Genomic DNA, 18315 nt, shown 5'->3' on the forward strand with positions numbered 1-18315 from the left:
CGTCGTCCACACGTCAGGGACGAGTCAGCCTGACGGAGAGAAAGGACGGCGTCCGGTGCAGTTTGTCGTATCTGGCCTCGTCGATCTCTCGCAGGCCGGGTACCGGTCGCGGCTCGACGAGCCGTTCCAGGACGAATCCGGCGGTCAGCAGCTCACCGAGGAACGTCTCCAGCGGCATGCGCTGGTAGCGGATGGAGAACGAGCCGCTCTTGAGGGGAAGATCGACCCAGTCGTCGGCGTAGTACGAGCCACCAAAGTGGCGCCAGTCGGCCGTCGGATGGGTCGTCGAGACCAGCAGCCACCCGCCGGGCCGCAGCACGCGGCGCAACTCGCCCAGCAGTTGCGCGCGACGAGTGAGGTGGTGGAACACCAGCGCGCACACGGCACCGTCGAACGACGCGTCGCCGGCGAAGTCCAGCGGCTCCTCCAGGTCGTGCAGCCGCAACTCGGCCCGTTCGCCCACCCGTGCCCGCGCGTGCTCCAGCAGCGTGGCGCTGCCGTCGACACCGACCACCTCGGCGCCCCGCGCCAGCAGGTCGGCGGCGTAGTGCCCGCCTCCGCAGCCGACGTCGAGGACCCTCGCACCGGCGACGTCACCCGCGAGTTCCAGCATCGCGGGCCGATCGGTGTAGGCGTTGTAGGGGCTGATGTCGGCGTGGCCGGCGAAGTAGTCGCCGAGGGCGTCGTGGTACGCGGTCTGCTGAGGCATCGACACATCATGACGACGACGGCCGTTCGTCCGCGAACGAATTTCCGGGGCGACACGAGGTCGGCGCCGACGGCCCTCCTCCCTACGCCCACGCCCCACTTATAGTAACCTGTAAAAACGCTATAACAGTTATTCGCATTCGGAGGCGCGCGCCAGGAACCGCTCACGTACGTCAAGCCTTCAACCCCAGTCGGAGGATTCGAGATGACCACCCGCAGCGATCGGAAAGCGTCCGGCCCCCTCACCGCCAAAGAGCTGTCCAAGAAGACCTGGAGCGATTTCGAGACGGTTCTCGGGAGCAACGGAGGTGCCCGCGGGTGCTGGTGCATGCACTGGCGGCTGTCCATCGCGGAGTGGACGGAAGGAAAGGGCGAGGGGAACAAGAAGGCGATGAGTCGTCTCGCCCAGCGTGACCCGGCCCCCGGCGTGGTCGTCTACGAAAACGACACGCCGGTGGCATGGTGCTCGCTCGGGCCGCGTTCGTCGTTCCCCCGGCTGGAGCGCTCGCCGCTCCTCGCGAGCGTCGACGACGAGCCGGTCTGCGCGATCGCGTGCGTCTACGTCCAGAAGAGACATCGCGGCTCCGGGCTGCTGCCGGCCGTTCTGGAGGCCGTCTGCGACTACGCGGCCTCCGCGGGCTACGAGATCGCCGAGGGCTATCCGGTCGAGCCTCGCGAAGGGAAACGCGCGGGTGCGGACACGGCGATGACGGGAATAGCGAGCGCCTTCCTCGACGCCGGATTCTCCGAGGTGGCCCGTCCCCGCGACGATCGGCCGATCATGCGACGGAAGCTGGGGTGATGCCCCGCATGATCGGTCGACCGGTGAATCCCTCTCGTGCGTCCGGCGGAGCGGGACGCACGCCCGCGTCACGACGTACCGGCACGTCACCGCCCTCTGCCACCGGCCGGTAGGACGGTGGCACGCGCTCGCGTCACGACACCGGCACGTCACCGCTCCCCGGCCCTACCCGCAGGTGAGGCGGTGGCGCGCGAGTTCGTCGTAGAACGGTTGGTGATGCTCGGCGACGCGGCGCAGGTGCTCGTTGGTGTCGGGCGTCTCACGCCGCTCGGGCGCCTTGGCGACGAGCCCGCTGCTCTCGGCCACCTCCGCGTGCCACCGGTTCGTACGCTGCCAGTTCGCCTGCTGGCCGGGGTCCCAGCGCATCGCCTCGGGCATGAACTCCAGCCCGACCCGCTCGCAGTACGCCCGGACCGTCGCCTCCGGACTGGCCACCAGGTCGTCGCCGTCGATCACCAGGGGGATCTCGCCGGTCGCCGACCGCACGGCGTCGAAGATGGCGTGCAGGTATTCGAATCCGTACTCCTCCAGGGTGGCCTCGGGGTTGACGGCGTAGTGCGAGGAGATCGCGCTCCGCGGTTCCCGGATCATGAAGGTGTTGATCACGTCGCCGAACAGGCGCTCGTCCTCGAACAGCGGGGTGTAGGTGTAGTCGGAGGTGTCCTTGGCGAACACCCGCCGCCCTTCGGCGTTCACCTCGAGCATCGCGTCGAGCAACTCGATCGCCGACGTGGCGCGCCTGCCCGCGAACTCGAAGTGACCGTCCGTCTGGAGGTACGAGAACGGCTCGTGGGCCACCTCCAGGTCGCCGCGTTCGAGCATGATGCGCAGGAACGCCGTGGACCGGGATCGGGGCACGGCCCACAGCACGATGGGCTTCGACGCGGCGCTCATTGCGACCACGCCGTCGGCCGGCGGTCCCAGCGGTGTTCGCGCAACCGCGCCATCAGCTCCTCACCCAGGGGTTCGGCGTCACTGGCGGCGATGTTGGCGCGTACGTGGGCGGGCTTGCGCATGCCGGGGATGACGGTGGTGACGTCGGGGTTCCGCAGGATGAAGCGCAGGGCGAGCTCGGGCATGGTCATGCCCTCGGGCACGATCCGCGCCAGCCGTTCGGCGCGCTCCACGCTCGCGACGAGGTTCTCCGGTACGAAGTAGGTGTTGCGCCAGTCGCCTTCCGGCCAGCGGGTGTCGCGGGTGAGGGTGCCGGTGAGCGTGCCCTCGTCGAAGGGCACCCGTGCGATCACCGCCACGTCCAGCTCACGGCATGCCGGGAAGAGTTCGTCTTCCGGGGCCTGGTCGAAGATGTTGTAGATGACCTGTACCGCGTCGATCAGCCCGGTCTTCAGGGTCTCCAGTACGTTCCAGGGTTCCCAGCGGTTGACGCTGATGCCGACGCCTTTGATCAGCCCGCGTTCCCTCATCTCGATGACGGCGTCCTGCCAGGCCGCGTCGTGTGCCCAGGCGTCCTCCCAGACGTGAAACTGGAACAGGTCGACGGACGGGGTGCCCAGCCCTTCGAGGCTGCGGTGCAGGCACTCCCAGAGATAGTCCGGCGGGTACACGTCGGACAGCTTGGAGTCTCGGGTGGACGGCCACTCGCGATCCTTCGGCGGGGGTTTGGTCGCGATGCGCAGGCGACGCTCCGGGTGCCTCCGCACCAACTCGCCGAGCATCCTCTCGCTTTCCCCGCGGCCGTAGATCCAGGCGGTGTCGAAGAAGTCGCACCCGAGCCGGACGGCCTCGTCCAACGCGGTGTCGCCCGTCTCGCCGTCGGCGCCGGTCCATCCGCCCTCGCCTCCGGCTATGCCCCACATTCCGTAGCCGACGTCGCCGACCATCCAGCCCAGCCGGCCGAATCGACGCTCACGCATCGCCTCCTCCTTTCATCCAGACGGCTCGTTCAGACAGCTCATTCAGATGGCTCGTTCATACGGTTCTTTCGGACGGTCCTTTCAGACGGCGACCACCTCGCTCCAGCGGTTGCCGCCCGAGCCGAACCGTGTCTGCTGCACCACGTGACCGGCCACCTTCATCCGCTCGACCCTGACGACGCCGCGGTGGACGGAGAGGGTCACGCTGCCGCCGAGCTCGCCGACGAGCCGGTCGATCGCGTCCCGTGCCGCGTACGCGGCGGGATCGAGCCACCGTGCCTCGTACAGCGCGGCGCCCAGAACGCCTGCCAGCCGGTCGTAGAGTTCGCGGCCGGCCGCGTCGAGGCCGGCCTGCAGGACGCGGGTCCACGCGCGTTCGAGCAGCTCAAGCCCCGGCGCCTCGTAGACGCCCCGGCAGACCGTGCCGATGATGCGCCGTTCGACCACGTCACGAAGCCAGACGCCGTGCCGTGACCCGATCTCGTTGGCCCGCGTCATCCACTCGACCGGGTTCGGCCCGCTGCCGTCGACGTCGGCGACGCGTCCTTCGTGGAAGACGACGGTGACGGTCTCGGGCTCGGCGGAGGTATCCCCCGGCCATCGGCTCCACCGCGGCCGAAGGCGGGTGACCGGCGTTTCCAGGTCTTCCAGCTCGGCCGACTCGTGCGAGATGCCCGCGAGGTTGGCGTCGGTGGACCGGTCGGCGCCGCTGCCGTGGTCGAGGTGCAGCCCGTGCTCGGTGACCGCCGCGAGCATCGCGCCGCGATCGGGGAACCTCTCCAGCGCCCGCGGGCTCGTCCACGGCTCGACGACGGACATCTCCGGGGCGACCTGGGTGCCGTAGCGCGCGAACCGGCGCTGGTCGTTGCCCCCGCCGACACAGCCGTGGACGAACGTCCGGCATCCGTCCGCCCGCATCCTCGGCAGGACCTCGTTGACGAGCACGAAGCGGGACGCGCCGGTCGTGTTCCAGTACCCGCCGTCGTGACGGGCGCTGTACCGCAGCAGGTCAGACGCCATGGAGGCCATCGACGATCGTAAATCCATAACGACGACCTCGTCTCCGAAACTTCGCAGAGAAGAAACGAGTGCGTCCATATTCGCGATATCTGATTGACCGATATCGGCGAGATAGTGCCTCGCCGGAGTGGACGTCTCGCGAAGCCAGACTCCGACGGCGAGGGAGGAGAGCCCTCCCGATTGGAATAATCCGACCCGCGTGTTGTCGTTGACCTGCTCCACAGCCTCCTCCTATATCCCGCCGGGCGAGATGCGACGCGATGATCAATAAGCCGACACTCACCCACACTACCCATGCACGACAATCCCTCACTCCTCGCGGGCCGACGAACTCCGCATCGAATCCCGGCGGCCGGAAGCGATCTTTACGGACGCCCTTACAGGCCATTCGGTTAAGTCGATCAAGAGCGCCGGGAGGTGCCCCGGATTGCCCACCGATAATTTATCGGCCGCGATGTCGCATTGATCATTCTTTGGTCCTCCGCTGGTCATCGTCCATTTTCGAGCGGATCTGACAGAAAAACGCGATCGGTGGATTAGCGGGCATCGGGTTGGGTACGGACGGACATGCCTTTCACACCCCCTCTGGACGACGACGTCCTGTCGCACCGGCACCGGAGCCTTTTGTTCCGCATTCCGGGTGGTCGGACCGCACATCCGGAATCAGCGTTTGTGTTGTCACCGATTCGGATGGGGACGCGAAGCCGCCACGACGAGGAGTCGCCCGGACGCCCGTCGCCGCTCCATGCGAGCCTGGCGCCCATTTCACCAGTTCACAGCTACTTTCAGCCGACCGCAGCGACGCCCGAGCTTGCGAACCCGGAGCAGGTGTCCCACTATGGAAGTAACCCGTAAATTAGTTAACGACGGTTACTTAATATTTTGTTCAGCACCTAAACCGACTGGCGTTGGGAGGAAACGCGTGGTCACCGCACGCACGAGCCGTCATGGAACGAATACCTATCGACTTCGCATATTCGACCGAGAGCCGAGCAGTCGCCAGGCGCGCCGGAAAAACGCGGTGAACACCCCTTCGCCACCCTTGTGACGCTCGCCGAGAATCGGCCACGGCTATCTGAAGCCCGCCTAGCTGAATAGTGATCGATCTGCCTGACAGAGGACCTGTTGCCAGCCGAGACCATGGAAGCACGATGTCAAGCCATCAGCAGACGCACTTAATTGACGATGCCCGAACCGCCGTTCACTTATCACTGGGTCCGCAGCATGCGTTCCCCCGGCAAAGCACAGTTCTCGACCTGTTCCACGAACAGCGGGAGAACGCACCGGACCGTCCCGCGATTCGCTATCGGGACATGACGATGAGCTACGCCGCCCTCGACGCCGCAGCCAATACAACGGCCAATCGACTGATCGGCGACGGCGTACTGACACGACATTTGATACCCGTGCTGATAGCGGAAGGGCGCGAATTCCCGGCCGCGCTCCTCGGAGTGATGAAGACGGGCTCGGCGTTCGTTCCGCTGGATCCCTCCTGGCCGATCGACCGGCTCAGGACGATCGTCGCCGAACTGTCGCCACCCGCCGTCCTGGCGTCGCCGGCGACGGTGGAGACAATCACCGAACTGCGATTGTCCATTCCGACGGTGATCGTCGACTGCTCGAAACCGCCGCGTGATCCCGCCGACCTGGAACCGCCGCCCGCCGACCGTGCACCCGGGCCGGAAGACCTGATCTACGGGTTCTACACCTCCGGTTCGACGGGCACGCCCAAGTGCGCGCTCAACCACCACCGCGGCCTGGTCAACAGGTTGACCGCGATGTCGCGCCGGTTCGGTGACGGGGCCGGTCACGTGACGCTGCAGAACAGCCGGTCCACGTTCGACTCCTCGATGTGGCAGGTGCTGTGGCCGCTGACATCGGGTGGGCAGGTCGTGCTGCCGGACCGCGACGGGATCCTCGACCTTGAGGAGACCGCGATGACCATCGGCCGCTACGGCGTCACGATGACCGACTTCGTCCCTTCGGTGCTCACGGCGTTCGTCTCCCTGCTGGAGACGCGCGAGGATCTGCGCACCGCGACGTCGAGTCTGCGCCGCATGCTGATCGGCGGGGAGACGGCCGGTCCCGCCGTGGTGCACCGGCTGCGCGCGCTGCTGCCCGACCTCGAGGTCACCAACACGTTCGGGCCGACGGAGTGTTCGATCGGGTCGGTGTTCCACGACGTCACGGACGCCGACGTCGACCGGATCCCGCTCGGGCGCCCCATCGACAACACCGCCGCGATCGTCCTCGACGAGGATCTCAGGCCCCTCCCGAAGAACACCCCCGGCGAGCTGTACCTCGGCGGCGAGTGCGTCGGAGCGGGCTACCTCAACGATCCCGAGCGCACCGCGCGGGTGCTCGTGACCAACCCGTTCCCGGAGATCCCCGGCGAGAGGCTGTACCGGACGGGCGACCTGGCGCGGGTCGGCGAGGACGGGCTGCTGCACTTCAACGGCCGGCTCGACGAGCAGGTCAAGATCGGTGGGGTACGGGTGGAACTCGGCGATGTCACCTCCGCCCTCGCCGGCCATCCGCTCGTCGGCGACGCGATGGCGGTCGTGCTCGGCGAGGCGCCCGAGGCCACCCTGGTCGGTTGCGTCACGCCCCGCTCACCGGACGAGACACCCTCCGTGGAGGAACTTCGCGCGTACGCGGCGGAGAAACTACCGGCCGAACAGGTCCCGCACCGGATCGTGGTGCTCGACGCGCTCCCGCTCAACCGCAACGGAAAGGCGGACCGCAAGGCGCTGGCCGCGCTCATCGTGGCCGAGACGGCACGGCAGGAAGGTCCGGCCGAACACATCGAGCCGCCGGCCAACCCGATGGAGGAACTGCTCTGTTCGGCGTGGCGCGAGGTGCTTGAGCGGGAACAGGTCTCGGTGGTCGTCCCCTTCTCCGACTACGGGGGCACCTCGCTGAGCGCCTACCGGCTCACCACCGCCGTCAGCGAGCGGCTGGGCAGGCCGGTGCGGCCCAGGGACCTGCTCGTCGAGTCGACCGTACGCGCACAGGCCGCGCGGCTGGCCGAGGGCGTCGACGACGACAGCGCCGAACTCGCCTACATCAAGCACGACCTGACGTGGCGCCCGCCTCGGACGCTGCTGCTCACCGGCGCGACCGGGTTCATCGGGGCGCACATCTTCGCCGAGTTGCTGACCCGCTCCGACGTCGAGCTGATCTGCCTGGTGCGGAGCCTCGACCCCTCGGAAGGCGCCCGGCGGCTGACCGAGGCCCTCGACCGGTACGGGCTCACCTCCGCCTGGCAGCAGCTACCGGCGGCGATCAAGGCCGGACGGGTCGAGGTCGTTCCCGGCGACCTGGGCAGCGAGCTGCTCGGCCTGCCGCAGTGGCGCTTCGACGCGATCGCGTCGGCCGTCTCCGGTGTCGTCAACGCCGCGGGCGCGGTGAACTTCCTGTTCGGCTATCTGGACCACCGCCCGGCCAACGTGCTCGGCGTGCAGGAGCTCATCAAACTCGCGTCGAGTGGTGCCCGCCTGCACACCCTGTCCACCCTGAGCATCTTCGCCCCCGGCGAGCAGGCCGCCTCCCGCTTCACCGAGGACCAGATCCCGGTGCTGGACCAGGTCTCCGCGGACGGCTACAACAGATCGAAGTACGTCGCGGAGAACCTGCTCGCCGACGCGCACCGCCAGGGCGTCAGCTCGGTGGTGTACCGCCTCGGTGAGGTCTGGCCGCACCGGAAGACAGGCGTGGCCAACCCCGATTCACTCGCGCACAACCTGTTGTACGCGTGCGCGCGCACCGGATGCGTGTTCCCCACGGAGGCCGAGGCCGACGTGACGCCGGTGGACGTGGTCGGCCGGTTCGTGGCGGGCGCCGCGATCGGCGACATCGAGGTGCCCGACGGCGCGATGCACGTGCTGTGGCCGACGAGGCTGCGCTTCGCCGACGCGTTCGACGTGCTCACCGCCCGATGCGGGCTCGACCGGGTCGGCTACGCGCGGTTCCGCGACCGCCTGGAGGCGATCGCCGAGCCCGACGAGCGGCTCGCCGGGCTGCACCTGCTGCTGCCGCCCGCGGCCGCCGGCCGTGACGCGGCGCCGGTCGAGTTCGACCGGATGTTCACCGACTGCTCCCGGCACTTCGACACCCGGCGGTTCGACCGGCACGCGGCCTCGCTCGCGCGGCCGACGGTGGACGGGCTCGGGACGCTCGACCGCTACCTCAGTCAACTAACCGATATTTCCGCCTTCGTACCTCAAGAAAGGTAGGCGTTGTGGAAGAGAAGTTCGCCGTGGTGATCAACCACGAGGAGCAGTACTCGATCTGGCCCGCCGGCCGGGAGATCCCGCCCGGCTGGCGCGAGGCCGGGGTCGAGGGCGACAAGGGCGAGTGCCTGGAACACATCGCGCGGGTGTGGACCGATCTGCGACCGCTGAGCGTGCGACGGTGAAGGAGGAGAAGGAGATCATGGCAAACCCCGAAGAGCGTGACGTCGCCGACATCAGACGCGCCCTGCTGGAGAGAAAGGTCCGCCAGCGTGTGGCGGAGAAGGCCGAACGGGAACGGATCGTCGCCGTCCCGCGCACCGGCAAGATGGCGATCGCCGAGCAGCAGCGATTCCTGTGGTTCCTGCACCAGATGGTCGCGGGCGCACCGGTCTACAACGTGCCGTTCGCGATGCGCCTGCGCGGGCCGCTCGACGTGAACGCCCTGTCCGAGGCGCTGCGCGGAATCGTCGCGCGGCACGAGAGCCTGCGCACCCGGTTCGGCGACGAGCACGGCGTGCCGTTCCAGGTGGTCGACCCGCCGCCGGAGACGTGGGAGCTGCCGGTCGTCGACGGGACCGAGGAGTCCGTCCAGGAATGGATCGACGCCCAGGTGCGTGAGGAGTTCGACCTGCGCAACAGGCCGCCGTACCGGTTCGCCGTACTGCGTCTGGGCCCCGAGGACCACGTGCTGTCCATCGTGTGGCATCACATCGTCATCGACGGATGGTCCTCGCGCCAGTTCGCCGAGGAACTGACCGCCCGCTACACCGATCCGAGCGGCTCGCAGTTCCCCGAGCTGAGCCTCCAGCCCGCCGACTTCGCGGCCTGGCAGCGGCTCTGGCTGCTCAGCGAGGAGCCGGCCAAGCAGATCGACTCCTGGCGTTCCGCCCTGGACGGGATGGAGCCGCTGGAGTGGCGCGGCGACCGGGAGCGTCCGTCGGCGCCCACCGGGGCCGGCCGCATCTACGAGGGCCGCCTGCCCGACGAGCTCGCCCGAGGGATCCGCGACCTGGCCCAGGCGGAGAACGTCTCCCTGCTCGCCCTCACGATGGCCGGATACCAGGTCGTGATCAACCGCTACACCGGCCAGGAGGACATCGCGCTCGGATCGGTCTTCTCCGGACGGACCCGCTCGGAGACCGAACCCATGATGGGGTTCTTCGCCAACACGGTGGCGGTCCGCGGGAACCTCGGGGGCGATCCGGTGTTCCGCGATCTGGTGCACACCACCAACGACACCGTCCTGGACGCGATGGCCCGCCAGGACATGCCGTTCGGCCGGATGATCGAGGAGCTCGGCCCGGAGCGGATTCCGGGACGGAATCCGCTGGTCGCGCACCTGTTCACGCTGCTGCCCGAGTCGATGATCGCGCGCTGGAGCCTGCCCGGCGTGGACGTCGAGATGCTGACCCCGCAGCCGGAGACGACCAGGTTCGACCTCACGTTCCAGATCAACGACCTGCCGGACGGCGGACTGGGCGTGTGGATCGAGTACTCCTCCGAGCTGTTCGACCACGAGCGGGTCGAGCGCCTGGTGGAACACTTCACGACGGTGATGACCGACGCGCTGTCCAGGCCGGACGCCCGGATCGACTCGCTGGACATCATGCCCAACAGCGAGTACCTGCGCGTGCTCACCGAGTGGAACCCCGAGCCCGGCGAGCGCGACGAACGCCTGCTGCACGAGCTGGTCGCGGCGCGCGTGGCCGAGGCGCCCGACGCGGTCGCGATGCGTTTCGCCGGAGAGGACCTCACCTACGCGCAGCTGGACGAGCGCGCCAACCGGCTGGCGCACGCGCTCGTCGAGGAGTTCAAGGTGGCGCCGGGGAGCGTGGTCGGGGTGCTGCTCGACCGCGGCTTCGACCTGCCGGCCGCCGAACTCGGCGTGCTCAAGGCGGGCGGGGCGTGGCTGCCGCTCGACCCGCAGTATCCGCCGGAGCGGCTCGCCTACCAGCTCGAAGACGCCGACGTGGCCGCGGTCGTCACGACCTCGGACCTCGTGGACCTGCTGCCCCCGAACGTGGGGCGGATCCCGCTGGACACCGACGCGCTCGACGGCCGGGAGGCCTCGCCGCCCTCGGTGCACGTGGCGCAGGAGGACACCGCCTACGTCATCTACACCTCGGGCTCGACCGGCACCCCCAAGGGAGTGATGGTCCCCCACCGGGCGGTCGCGAACTTCTGCACCACCTTCCAGCGGATGTTCTCGGTGACGCCGGACGACCGGATCCTGCAGTTCTCCAACCCCGCCTTCGACGTGAGCGTCTCGGACGTCTTCTCGACGCTCACCGCCGGCGCGACCATCGTGGGCGCACCGCGCTCGGAGCTGCTCGACCCCGAGACGCTGCAGGTGCTGCTCGCCCGCGAGCGGGTGACGATGGTCGACATCCCCCCGGCCGTGCTCGGGCTGCTCGATCCGTCCGCCCTGGACGACCTGCGGGTGTGCTTCATCGGCATGGAGCCGTTCGGCCCCGACCTGGTCAACAGGTGGCGCAAGCCGGGACGCGAGTTCCACAACGGATACGGCCCGACGGAGGTCACCGTGACGTGCGTGGACTACCTGTGCCCGCCGGAGCCGCTGGACGGGCCGCCGCCGATCGGCCGGGCGATGGACAACCAGCGCGCCTACGTCCTGGACAAGAGGTTGCGGCCCGTGCCGGTCGGCGTCCCCGGGGAGCTCTACATGGCGGGCGCCGGTCTCGCCGTCGGCTACCTCGGCCGGCCGGACCAGACCGCCGAGAAGTTCCTGCCCGACCCCTTCGCCCCCACACCGGGCGAGCGCATGTACGCCACCGGTGACCTGGCGCGCTGGAACGGCGAAGGCAACCTGGAGTTCCTGGGCCGGGTCGACCGTCAGGTGAAACTGCGCGGGCTGCGCGTGGAGCTCGGCGAGATCGAGCACGCCGTCGAGAGCTTCGACGGCGTACGGCAGTGCGTCGTGACCGTACGCGACGCGGGCACGACGTCGGCGTGGCTCGCCGCCTACGTGGTCGGCGAGTTCGAGCCGGACGCGCTGCGCGAACACCTGGCCGGGCGGCTGCCCCTGCACATGGTGCCCACCGACTACGTGCGGCTGGACCGGCTCCCGCTCACCTCCACGGGCAAGGTGGACCAGACGAAGCTGCCCGACCCTCGCCCCGAGGGTGACGCGGGCCAGGTCGAGCTGACCACCGAGACGCAGCGCCGACTCGCCGACATCTGGCAGAGCCTGCTGAGCCTCGACCCCGGGAGCGTCGGCGCGCAGGACAACTTCTTCGTCCTCGGCGGCAACTCGCTGCAGGTCACCCAGATGATCTCGCGGGTACGCGACGCCTTCCAGGTGACGCTCGACCCGCGACGGCTGTTCAGCTACCCGCTGCTCAGCCAGTTCGCCGCCCAGGTCGACGACGCGCAGCGCGCGCTGCTCGGCGACGACGAGGTGGCACAGCTGGAGGCTCAGGTCGCCGATCTGTCCGAGGAGGAACTCGACCGGCTGCTGAAAGAGTCGAGCTGATGGGCGGTTCGCGTCCCTCCACCCTGGAGGAGAAACGAGACGCGCTGCTGCGGCTCCGGCTCCGGCTCCGGCTCAAACGGGAGGAGGCCCTCTCCCTGCGGAGGGCCCCCTCCGCCCCGGCGGAGGAGCGGCCGCCCGCGTCTCCGCTGGTGCCGCTCAGTCACGGGGGCACGAAACCACCGCTGTTCCTCGTACACGCGGCGGGCGGATCGGTGGCGCCCTACGTCACCCTCGCCGCGCTGCTCGGCGACGACCGGCCCGTCTACGCGCTGGAGGACCCGGGCCTGCACGGCGGCGTGACCGAGGGGCGGCGGCTGTCCGACCTCGCGGCCACCTACCTCGCCGCGGTCCGCGAGGTCCGGCCCGACGGGCCGCTGCACCTGGGCGGCTGGTCGGTCGGCGGAGCGGTGGCGCTCGACATGGCGCGCCAGGACGGCGACGTCGCGGTGACGTTCGCGCTCGACACCGCCCTCCCCGAGGAACCGTCCCATCCCTGCGACGACGAGCTGCGGGCGTGGTTCGCCGCCGACGTCGCGGAGATGGGCGCGGAACCGGACACCACCGAGATGGCCGAACGATTCCCGGTGTTCGCCGCGAACGTACGCGGACTCCTGACGTTCCGTCCCACCCGGGTGGACGGCCGGGTGGTGCTGCTGTGCGCCGAGGACGCCGACCCGGACAAGCTCGACGGCTGGCGTGCCTACGCCGACGAGATCCAGGTGGTGCGCGGCGACCACTACACCATGCTCCAACCAGCACACGTCGAAGCCCTGGCGGACGTGATGCGCGACAGATTAAGCGAGGTGAGTGTCCGATGATGCCGGCCTTCACGCCAGAGCAGGACGGCTTCCGGCAAGAGGTCTGCGGGCTGTTGTGCGAGGACGCGGTGAGCGCGGAGATCGCACAGTCCCGGCGGATGCCGTACGGGCAGGAGAGCGGCCTGCTCGACGTGCATCGACGGCTGGGCAAGCTCGGCCGGCTCGCGATCAACTGGCCGGAACGGTACGGCGGATCGGGCGCCACGATCGTGGAGAAGGCGATCCTCACCGAGGAGATGATCCGCCACGGCGTCCCCGAGAACGTGCACTCGCTCGGCGTCGACATCGTCGGGAACGCCATCCACCTGTTCGGCACGCCGGAGCAGAAGGACCGGTTCCTGCCTGGCCTGGCGCGCGGCGAGATCACGGCCAACGTGCTGTTCAGCGAGCCCGACGTCGGCTCCGACCTCGCGTCGCTGACCACGCGCGCCGAGCCGGACGGCGACGGCTGGCGCCTGTACGGGCGGAAGATCTACAACATGAAGGCGCAGCACAGCGAGTTCGCGCTGTGCGCGGCCCGTACGTCGACCGGCCCGGTGAACTTCTCGGGGATCACGCTCTTCCTGGTACCGCTGCAGAGCGTGGGCACGGTCATCGAGCCGGTGTGGAACCTGTCCGAGGAGCGGTTCGACCTGGTGACGCTCGACGGGATCCGGCTCGGGCCCGAGGACGTGCTCGGCGACGTCGACGACGGGTGGCAGGTGCTGGGCAAGGTGCTCCCGCTGGAGCGCACCGGGCTGGACCACTCGGCCAAGGCCGAGCGCACCCTGTCCGCGCTGCGCGAGCACGCGCCGCCCGGCTGCGAGGAGCGGCTGGTCCAGCTCGAAACCCGGGTGCGCGCGGCCCGCCTGCTGGCTTGGCGGTGCATAACCAACCTGCACGAGGGACGGCCCGACGAGGTCCACTCGGCGACCGCCAAGTGGTACACGTCGGAGACCGCCAAGGAGGTGTCGCTGGCGGCGGTCGAACTGCTCGGACCACGGGCGCTGCTGGACGCACGCGACCCCGAGGCCATCGCCGAGGGCGTCTTCGACGCCGCGTTCCGCGAGGCTCCGGGACTCACACTCGCCCAGGGCTCCTCGGAGATCATGCTCTTCTTCGTCGCCACATCGAAATTGGGGTTGCCGTCATGACCACAGTGGAGACCAGAGCGGAGAGTACGGCGTTCGCCGACTTCTTCGACGGAGATCTGGCGCCGCTGGTGCGGCGGATGACCGATCGGCCTCGCCCGGCGGGTGGGGAGACCGACGACGACAACCGCGAAACCCGCGCGATGGTGTGGGAGGGGCTGGTCGGGCTCGGTGCGCTGCACACCTCGGACACCGTACGGCTCGCCGAACTGCTCGGGTCGGTGCTGTACCAGGGGCCGCTGCTCGACACGCTCACCGCGCGGGAGCTGTTCCCCGACGACCTCGGCGAAGAACCGGTGGCGCTCGCGGTCGCGGCCGAGCCATGGTCCGACCAGGACGGTGCGATCTCCGCGCGACGGGCCTTCGTCGGGTTCGCGGCGGAGGTCGACCACTTCGTCGTGGGCGAGGTCGGCGTGGGTGGAGCCGGCGTCGGCCAAGCCGACGCGGATGGAACCGACGCGGGCCGAGCCGACATGAACGGAGCCGACGCGGGCGGCGCCGGCACCACCGGGCCGCGCCTCGCGCTCGTGCGTGCCGGCCATCCGTCCATCACGATGCGGCGCCACGAGGAGACGAGCCGGGGCGAGACGTACCGGGTCGAGTTCGAGGGCACGCCCGCGGTGGCCCGGGCCGACTCCTCCGCCGCGTGGGAGACGGCGCTCGCCAACGCGCGGGTGCGCCAGGCGGCGTATCTGGTGGGCCTCGCCCAGGCGGCGCTCGACCACGCCGTCGACCACGCCAGGACACGCCGCCAGTTCGGCCGGCCGATCGGCAGGTTCCAGGCCCTGTCCTTCCGGCTCAGCGAGCTGTCGATGCACATCGACGCGACGCGCCTGCTGGTGCACGACCGCGACGCGGCCGCGCACGCGGCGGCCAACCTCGCGGCGGCCTCGGACCTGGCCCGTACGGTCACGACGCGGACCATGCAGATCCACGGTGCCGCGGGCATGCGGTCCGACAACGACGCGCAGCTGTACTACAGGTGGGCGGCGGCCGAATCGGTACGGCTCGGCACACCGTCCCGGCTGCGGCGCGAAAGCCGGGAAACACGATGACGGAGGCCGCGGCGGCCGGGAGGCCGTTCCGCACCCGCGGAACGGCCTCCCGGCCGCGACGACACCTCGCGCGTCGACCGGCCGACCGTGTCGGCCACGCCGATGGGGCCGGTCACTTCGACCGCACCGGCCGCGCCGACCGTCGAGCCGGAAACCCGGCCGAGCATGCCCGGATGGTTCTCAAGGAAGCACGTGACGCAGGAGTGAACGATGGGCCTGGTGATACAGAAGTACGGCGGAACATCACTGGGTGACGTGAGCAAGATCAGTCACGCAGCGCAGCGCATAGCCGCCGCCGATGGATCCGTGGCCGTCGTGGTGTCCGCGATGGGCGGCACCACCGACGCCATGCTTGAACTCGCACGCGACCTCACCGACAATCCACACGCCCGGGAACTGGACATACTGCTCAGCACCGGTGAACAGGCCTCCGCCGCCGCACTCGCCATGGCGCTGCACGAGCTGGGCGTACCCGCCCGTTCGTTCAACGCCCGCGACGGCGGCATCATCACCGACGGAGTGCACGGCTGCGCGCGCATCGTCAACGTTCACCCCGAACTGATCCGCGAATGCATCCAGGCCGGCTATGTCCCCGTGGTGACCGGCTTCCAGGGCATCGCCGCGGAAAGCGGCGAGCTGACCACCCTGAGCCGTGGCGGCTCCGACACCACCGCCGTCGCCCTCGCCGCCGCACTACGGGCCGAGGTGTGCGAGATATTCACCGACGTCGAGGGCGTGTTCACCGCCGATCCCCGATACGTCGCCGAAGCCCGCAAACTGAGCCACCTCTCCTACGAGGACATGGCCGAGCTGGCCGCGGGCGGCGCCACGGTGCTCGCCCACTCCAGCGTCCAGTACGCAGGTACCCACCGTGTTCCCCTCCACGTCCGGTCCAGCACGACCGAGACCACCGGCACCTGGGTGACCGGCTCCCGCTCGACCACCCCGCCGGACGGCGAGCGGTTCACCGCCGTCGGCGTCGCCCACCGGACGGGTCAGCTCCGCTGCCGACTCGACGGGGTCGTCCCAACCGCCCTCACCACGATCGCCGCCATGCTGGCCGACCCCGCGCTGTCCGTGGACATGCTCGACCACCTGGCCGCCGACGGCTCCGGTCACTCCCTGCGGTTCGTCGTGAAGGCCACCGACCAGGACCAGGTCGACGGGGTGCTCGCCGACCTGCGCGCGGCGGGCGCCTTCGGCGAGTGCCACTGGTCAGGGCCGGTGGGGAAGGTGTCGCTGGTCGGCCACGGGTTCTGTGCCCGCCACCCCCAGGTGCGACTCCTTCCGGGCGCGCTCGCGACCCACGGCGTCACGGTGCGGGACATGACGGTCCGTACCCGGCGGATCTCCATCACCTGCGCCGAGTACGAGGTGCTCAACGCCGTCAGGCAGCTCCACCGGATGTTCCTCTCCGCCGACACCCACACGGATCCCTACTCCCACGCGGGTCGTTCTCCCGGCGGCACCCACGCGGACCTCTCCTCGTACCCGGGTCGTTCTCCCCGCGACACCCACGCGGCCCCCTACTCCCACGCAGGTCAACCGGCACGCGGAACCCCGCACGCCCGCGCCGAGGCTCCAGCGGGAACGGGCGAGATCCGGGACACGACCGCGCAGGGACCGGCCCAACCCCATCTCCTGGAATCTCCGGCCCGATGGTCGGCAGAGACGAAAGGCGGGTGAGATGAAGACGACATCGTCACACACGACAGGAAGCGCCGAGATCGCGTTCGGGTCCCGGCGGTTCTGGCAGCTCACCGTCATCTGCGGCACCCAGTTCCTGGTCGCCGTCGACTATTCGATCATCAACGTCGCCGCCCCGAGCATCCGCGAGGGTCTGGACTTCGGCTCCGGAGGTGACATCGCCTGGGTGCTTTCCGCCTACCCGCTCACCTTCTGTGGCTTCCTCCTCCTGGGCGGAAGGGTCGCCGATCTTTTCGGAAGAAAGCGGGTGTTCATCTGGAGCCTTGTCGGCTTCGGCCTCGCCTCGCTCCTCGCGGGCCTCGCCTGGTCACCGGCCGCGCTCATCGCGGGCCGTGCCCTGCAGGGCGTCGCCGCCGCGTTCATCGCCCCGGCGGGTCTGGGGCTGCTCCAGGCGGCCACTCCGGAAGGACCGCAACGCGAACGCGCTCTCGGCGTCTACGGTGCGGCGCTGTCGGCGGGGTTCGTCTCCGGCATGGTGCTCGGGGGTGTTCTCACCGAGTACGCCGGATGGCGGTCCGTCTTCCTGATCAACATACCCGTCGTCGTGGTCGCCGGCCTCCTCGCGAGGGTCCATCTCGACGAGAGCCGGGACACGCGCGCCTCCCGCCACCTCGACGTCATCGGCGTCGTCCTCGCGACCACGGGCATGGTCGCCCTCGTGTTCGCCCTCACCGAAGGTGAGAAGTACGGCTGGTCGTCGGCTCCGATCCTGCTCTCCGCGGGGATCGCGGTGCCGGCGATCGCCCTCTTCGTCTGGACTCAGTCCAGAAAGGACGACGCGCTGGTGCCGATCTCCATCTTCCGCACGGCCGCCATCGGCGCGGCCAACCTCGTCACCGTCCTGCTGGTCTGCTCCTACGGTGGAATGCTGTTCATCCTCACCCTCTACCTGCAGACACATCTCGGTCTGGGCGCGCTCGCGACCGGTCTGGCGTTCGCCCTCTCGGGCGTGATCGCGGTCGTCACCGGAATCTACGCGGGAAAGCTCGTCGAACGCTTCGGGCTGTACCGTGTCCTCCTCTACGGAATCGTCGTCGAGACGATCGGCATCGTGGTCATGGTCGGCCTGCCGGAAGACCACGGACTCACCCTCATCCTGATCGGCACCTCCGTGAACGCCGCCGGTCACATCCTCGCGCTGATCACGACGAGCATCGCCGGCACGAACGGCGCCGAGGAAGGGCGACGGGCGACGGCCGGCGCGCTGATCAACGCCTCGCAGCAGCTGGGACTCGCCGTGGGGGTGGGGGTCGTGACCTCGGTGGCCGCCCACTTCGCCGCCGGATCCGCCGGCCCCGAGGCCGTCCTCATGGGCTGGCGCTGGTCCCTCTGGTGCTCGGTCGGGTTCGCCGCCGTGGCGATCGTGACGACCGTCCTTCTCAGGAGGCGTTTCAAGGGAGATGCCGTGCGGGTCACGTAGGCCGCGTAGATCACGTAGGCCGCGTGACCGCGGCTCCCACACGACCGCCGCAC

Annotated in this window: 13 protein-coding genes; 9 read left to right on the top strand and 4 right to left on the bottom strand. The window is 69.4% G+C overall.

The features are described 5' to 3' along the window. Nucleotides 1–13 precede the first annotated feature (13 nt). A complete protein-coding gene (locus tag AB0B96_RS05040; RefSeq protein ID WP_362896626.1) occupies nucleotides 14–709 on the bottom strand; it encodes a class I SAM-dependent methyltransferase in 696 nt (231 codons plus the stop codon). Between the two features lie 204 nt (nucleotides 710–913). On the opposite strand from AB0B96_RS05040, the gene AB0B96_RS05045 reads away from it, so the two are divergent. Further along, complete coding sequence (locus AB0B96_RS05045; protein ID WP_362896628.1) at nucleotides 914–1510, top strand: GNAT family N-acetyltransferase; 597 nt, start codon at nucleotides 914–916, stop codon at nucleotides 1508–1510. A 165-nt stretch (nucleotides 1511–1675) separates the two neighbouring features. On the opposite strand, the gene AB0B96_RS05050 is transcribed toward AB0B96_RS05045, so the two are convergent. From AB0B96_RS05050 to AB0B96_RS05060, 3 genes are all read right to left on the bottom strand, one after another. Then, nucleotides 1676–2404 carry a sulfotransferase family protein gene (locus AB0B96_RS05050; RefSeq protein ID WP_350942864.1) on the bottom strand — a complete coding sequence of 243 codons (729 nt, stop codon included), beginning with the start codon at nucleotides 2402–2404 and terminating at the stop codon, nucleotides 1676–1678. Next, the gene (locus AB0B96_RS05055) at nucleotides 2401–3384 is read right to left on the bottom strand and encodes an aldo/keto reductase (protein ID WP_362896630.1); all 984 of its coding nucleotides are present in this window, start codon (nucleotides 3382–3384) and stop codon (nucleotides 2401–2403) included. The genes AB0B96_RS05050 and AB0B96_RS05055 overlap by 4 nt, the downstream gene beginning before the upstream one ends. A gap of 81 nt (nucleotides 3385–3465) precedes the next feature. After that, nucleotides 3466–4626, bottom strand: coding sequence for an argininosuccinate synthase domain-containing protein (locus AB0B96_RS05060; protein WP_362896632.1), 1161 nt, complete (start codon nucleotides 4624–4626; stop codon nucleotides 3466–3468). 929 nt (nucleotides 4627–5555) lie between these two features. On the opposite strand from AB0B96_RS05060, the gene AB0B96_RS05065 reads away from it, so the two are divergent. The 8 genes from AB0B96_RS05065 to AB0B96_RS05100 all read left to right on the top strand — a co-directional run bounded on the left by AB0B96_RS05065 (nucleotide 5556) and on the right by AB0B96_RS05100 (nucleotide 18262). After that, complete coding sequence (locus tag AB0B96_RS05065) at nucleotides 5556–8639, top strand: amino acid adenylation domain-containing protein (RefSeq protein ID WP_362896634.1); 3084 nt, start codon at nucleotides 5556–5558, stop codon at nucleotides 8637–8639. Nucleotides 8640–8644: 5 nt separating this feature from the next. Continuing rightward, nucleotides 8645–8821, top strand: a complete 177-nt coding sequence (locus AB0B96_RS05070; RefSeq protein WP_350942859.1) for an MbtH family protein — start codon at nucleotides 8645–8647, stop codon at nucleotides 8819–8821. Between the two features lie 17 nt (nucleotides 8822–8838). Continuing rightward, nucleotides 8839–12132, top strand: coding sequence for an amino acid adenylation domain-containing protein (locus tag AB0B96_RS05075; RefSeq protein WP_362896636.1), 3294 nt, complete (start codon nucleotides 8839–8841; stop codon nucleotides 12130–12132). After that, nucleotides 12132–12950: an alpha/beta fold hydrolase gene (locus tag AB0B96_RS05080; protein ID WP_362896638.1), complete on the top strand. Its 819-nt coding sequence runs from the start codon at nucleotides 12132–12134 to the stop codon at nucleotides 12948–12950. The genes AB0B96_RS05075 and AB0B96_RS05080 overlap by 1 nt, the downstream gene beginning before the upstream one ends. Beyond that, complete coding sequence (locus tag AB0B96_RS05085) at nucleotides 12947–14083, top strand: acyl-CoA dehydrogenase family protein (RefSeq protein ID WP_350942853.1); 1137 nt, start codon at nucleotides 12947–12949, stop codon at nucleotides 14081–14083. Before AB0B96_RS05080 ends, AB0B96_RS05085 begins: the two co-directional genes overlap by 4 nt. Then, nucleotides 14080–15135: an acyl-CoA dehydrogenase family protein gene (locus AB0B96_RS05090; protein ID WP_362896640.1), complete on the top strand. Its 1056-nt coding sequence runs from the start codon at nucleotides 14080–14082 to the stop codon at nucleotides 15133–15135. The genes AB0B96_RS05085 and AB0B96_RS05090 overlap by 4 nt, the downstream gene beginning before the upstream one ends. A 210-nt stretch (nucleotides 15136–15345) precedes the next feature. Beyond that, nucleotides 15346–16821 (top strand): aspartate kinase, encoded by a 1476-nt coding sequence (locus AB0B96_RS05095; protein ID WP_362896642.1) that lies wholly within the window; start codon nucleotides 15346–15348, stop codon nucleotides 16819–16821. A 1-nt stretch (nucleotide 16822) separates the two neighbouring features. Next, nucleotides 16823–18262, top strand: coding sequence for an MFS transporter (locus AB0B96_RS05100; protein ID WP_362896644.1), 1440 nt, complete (start codon nucleotides 16823–16825; stop codon nucleotides 18260–18262). Nucleotides 18263–18315: the final 53 nt, after the last annotated feature.

The sequence above is a fragment of the Streptosporangium sp. NPDC049046 genome, from assembly GCF_040649155.1.
Taxonomy (GTDB): domain Bacteria; phylum Actinomycetota; class Actinomycetes; order Streptosporangiales; family Streptosporangiaceae; genus Streptosporangium.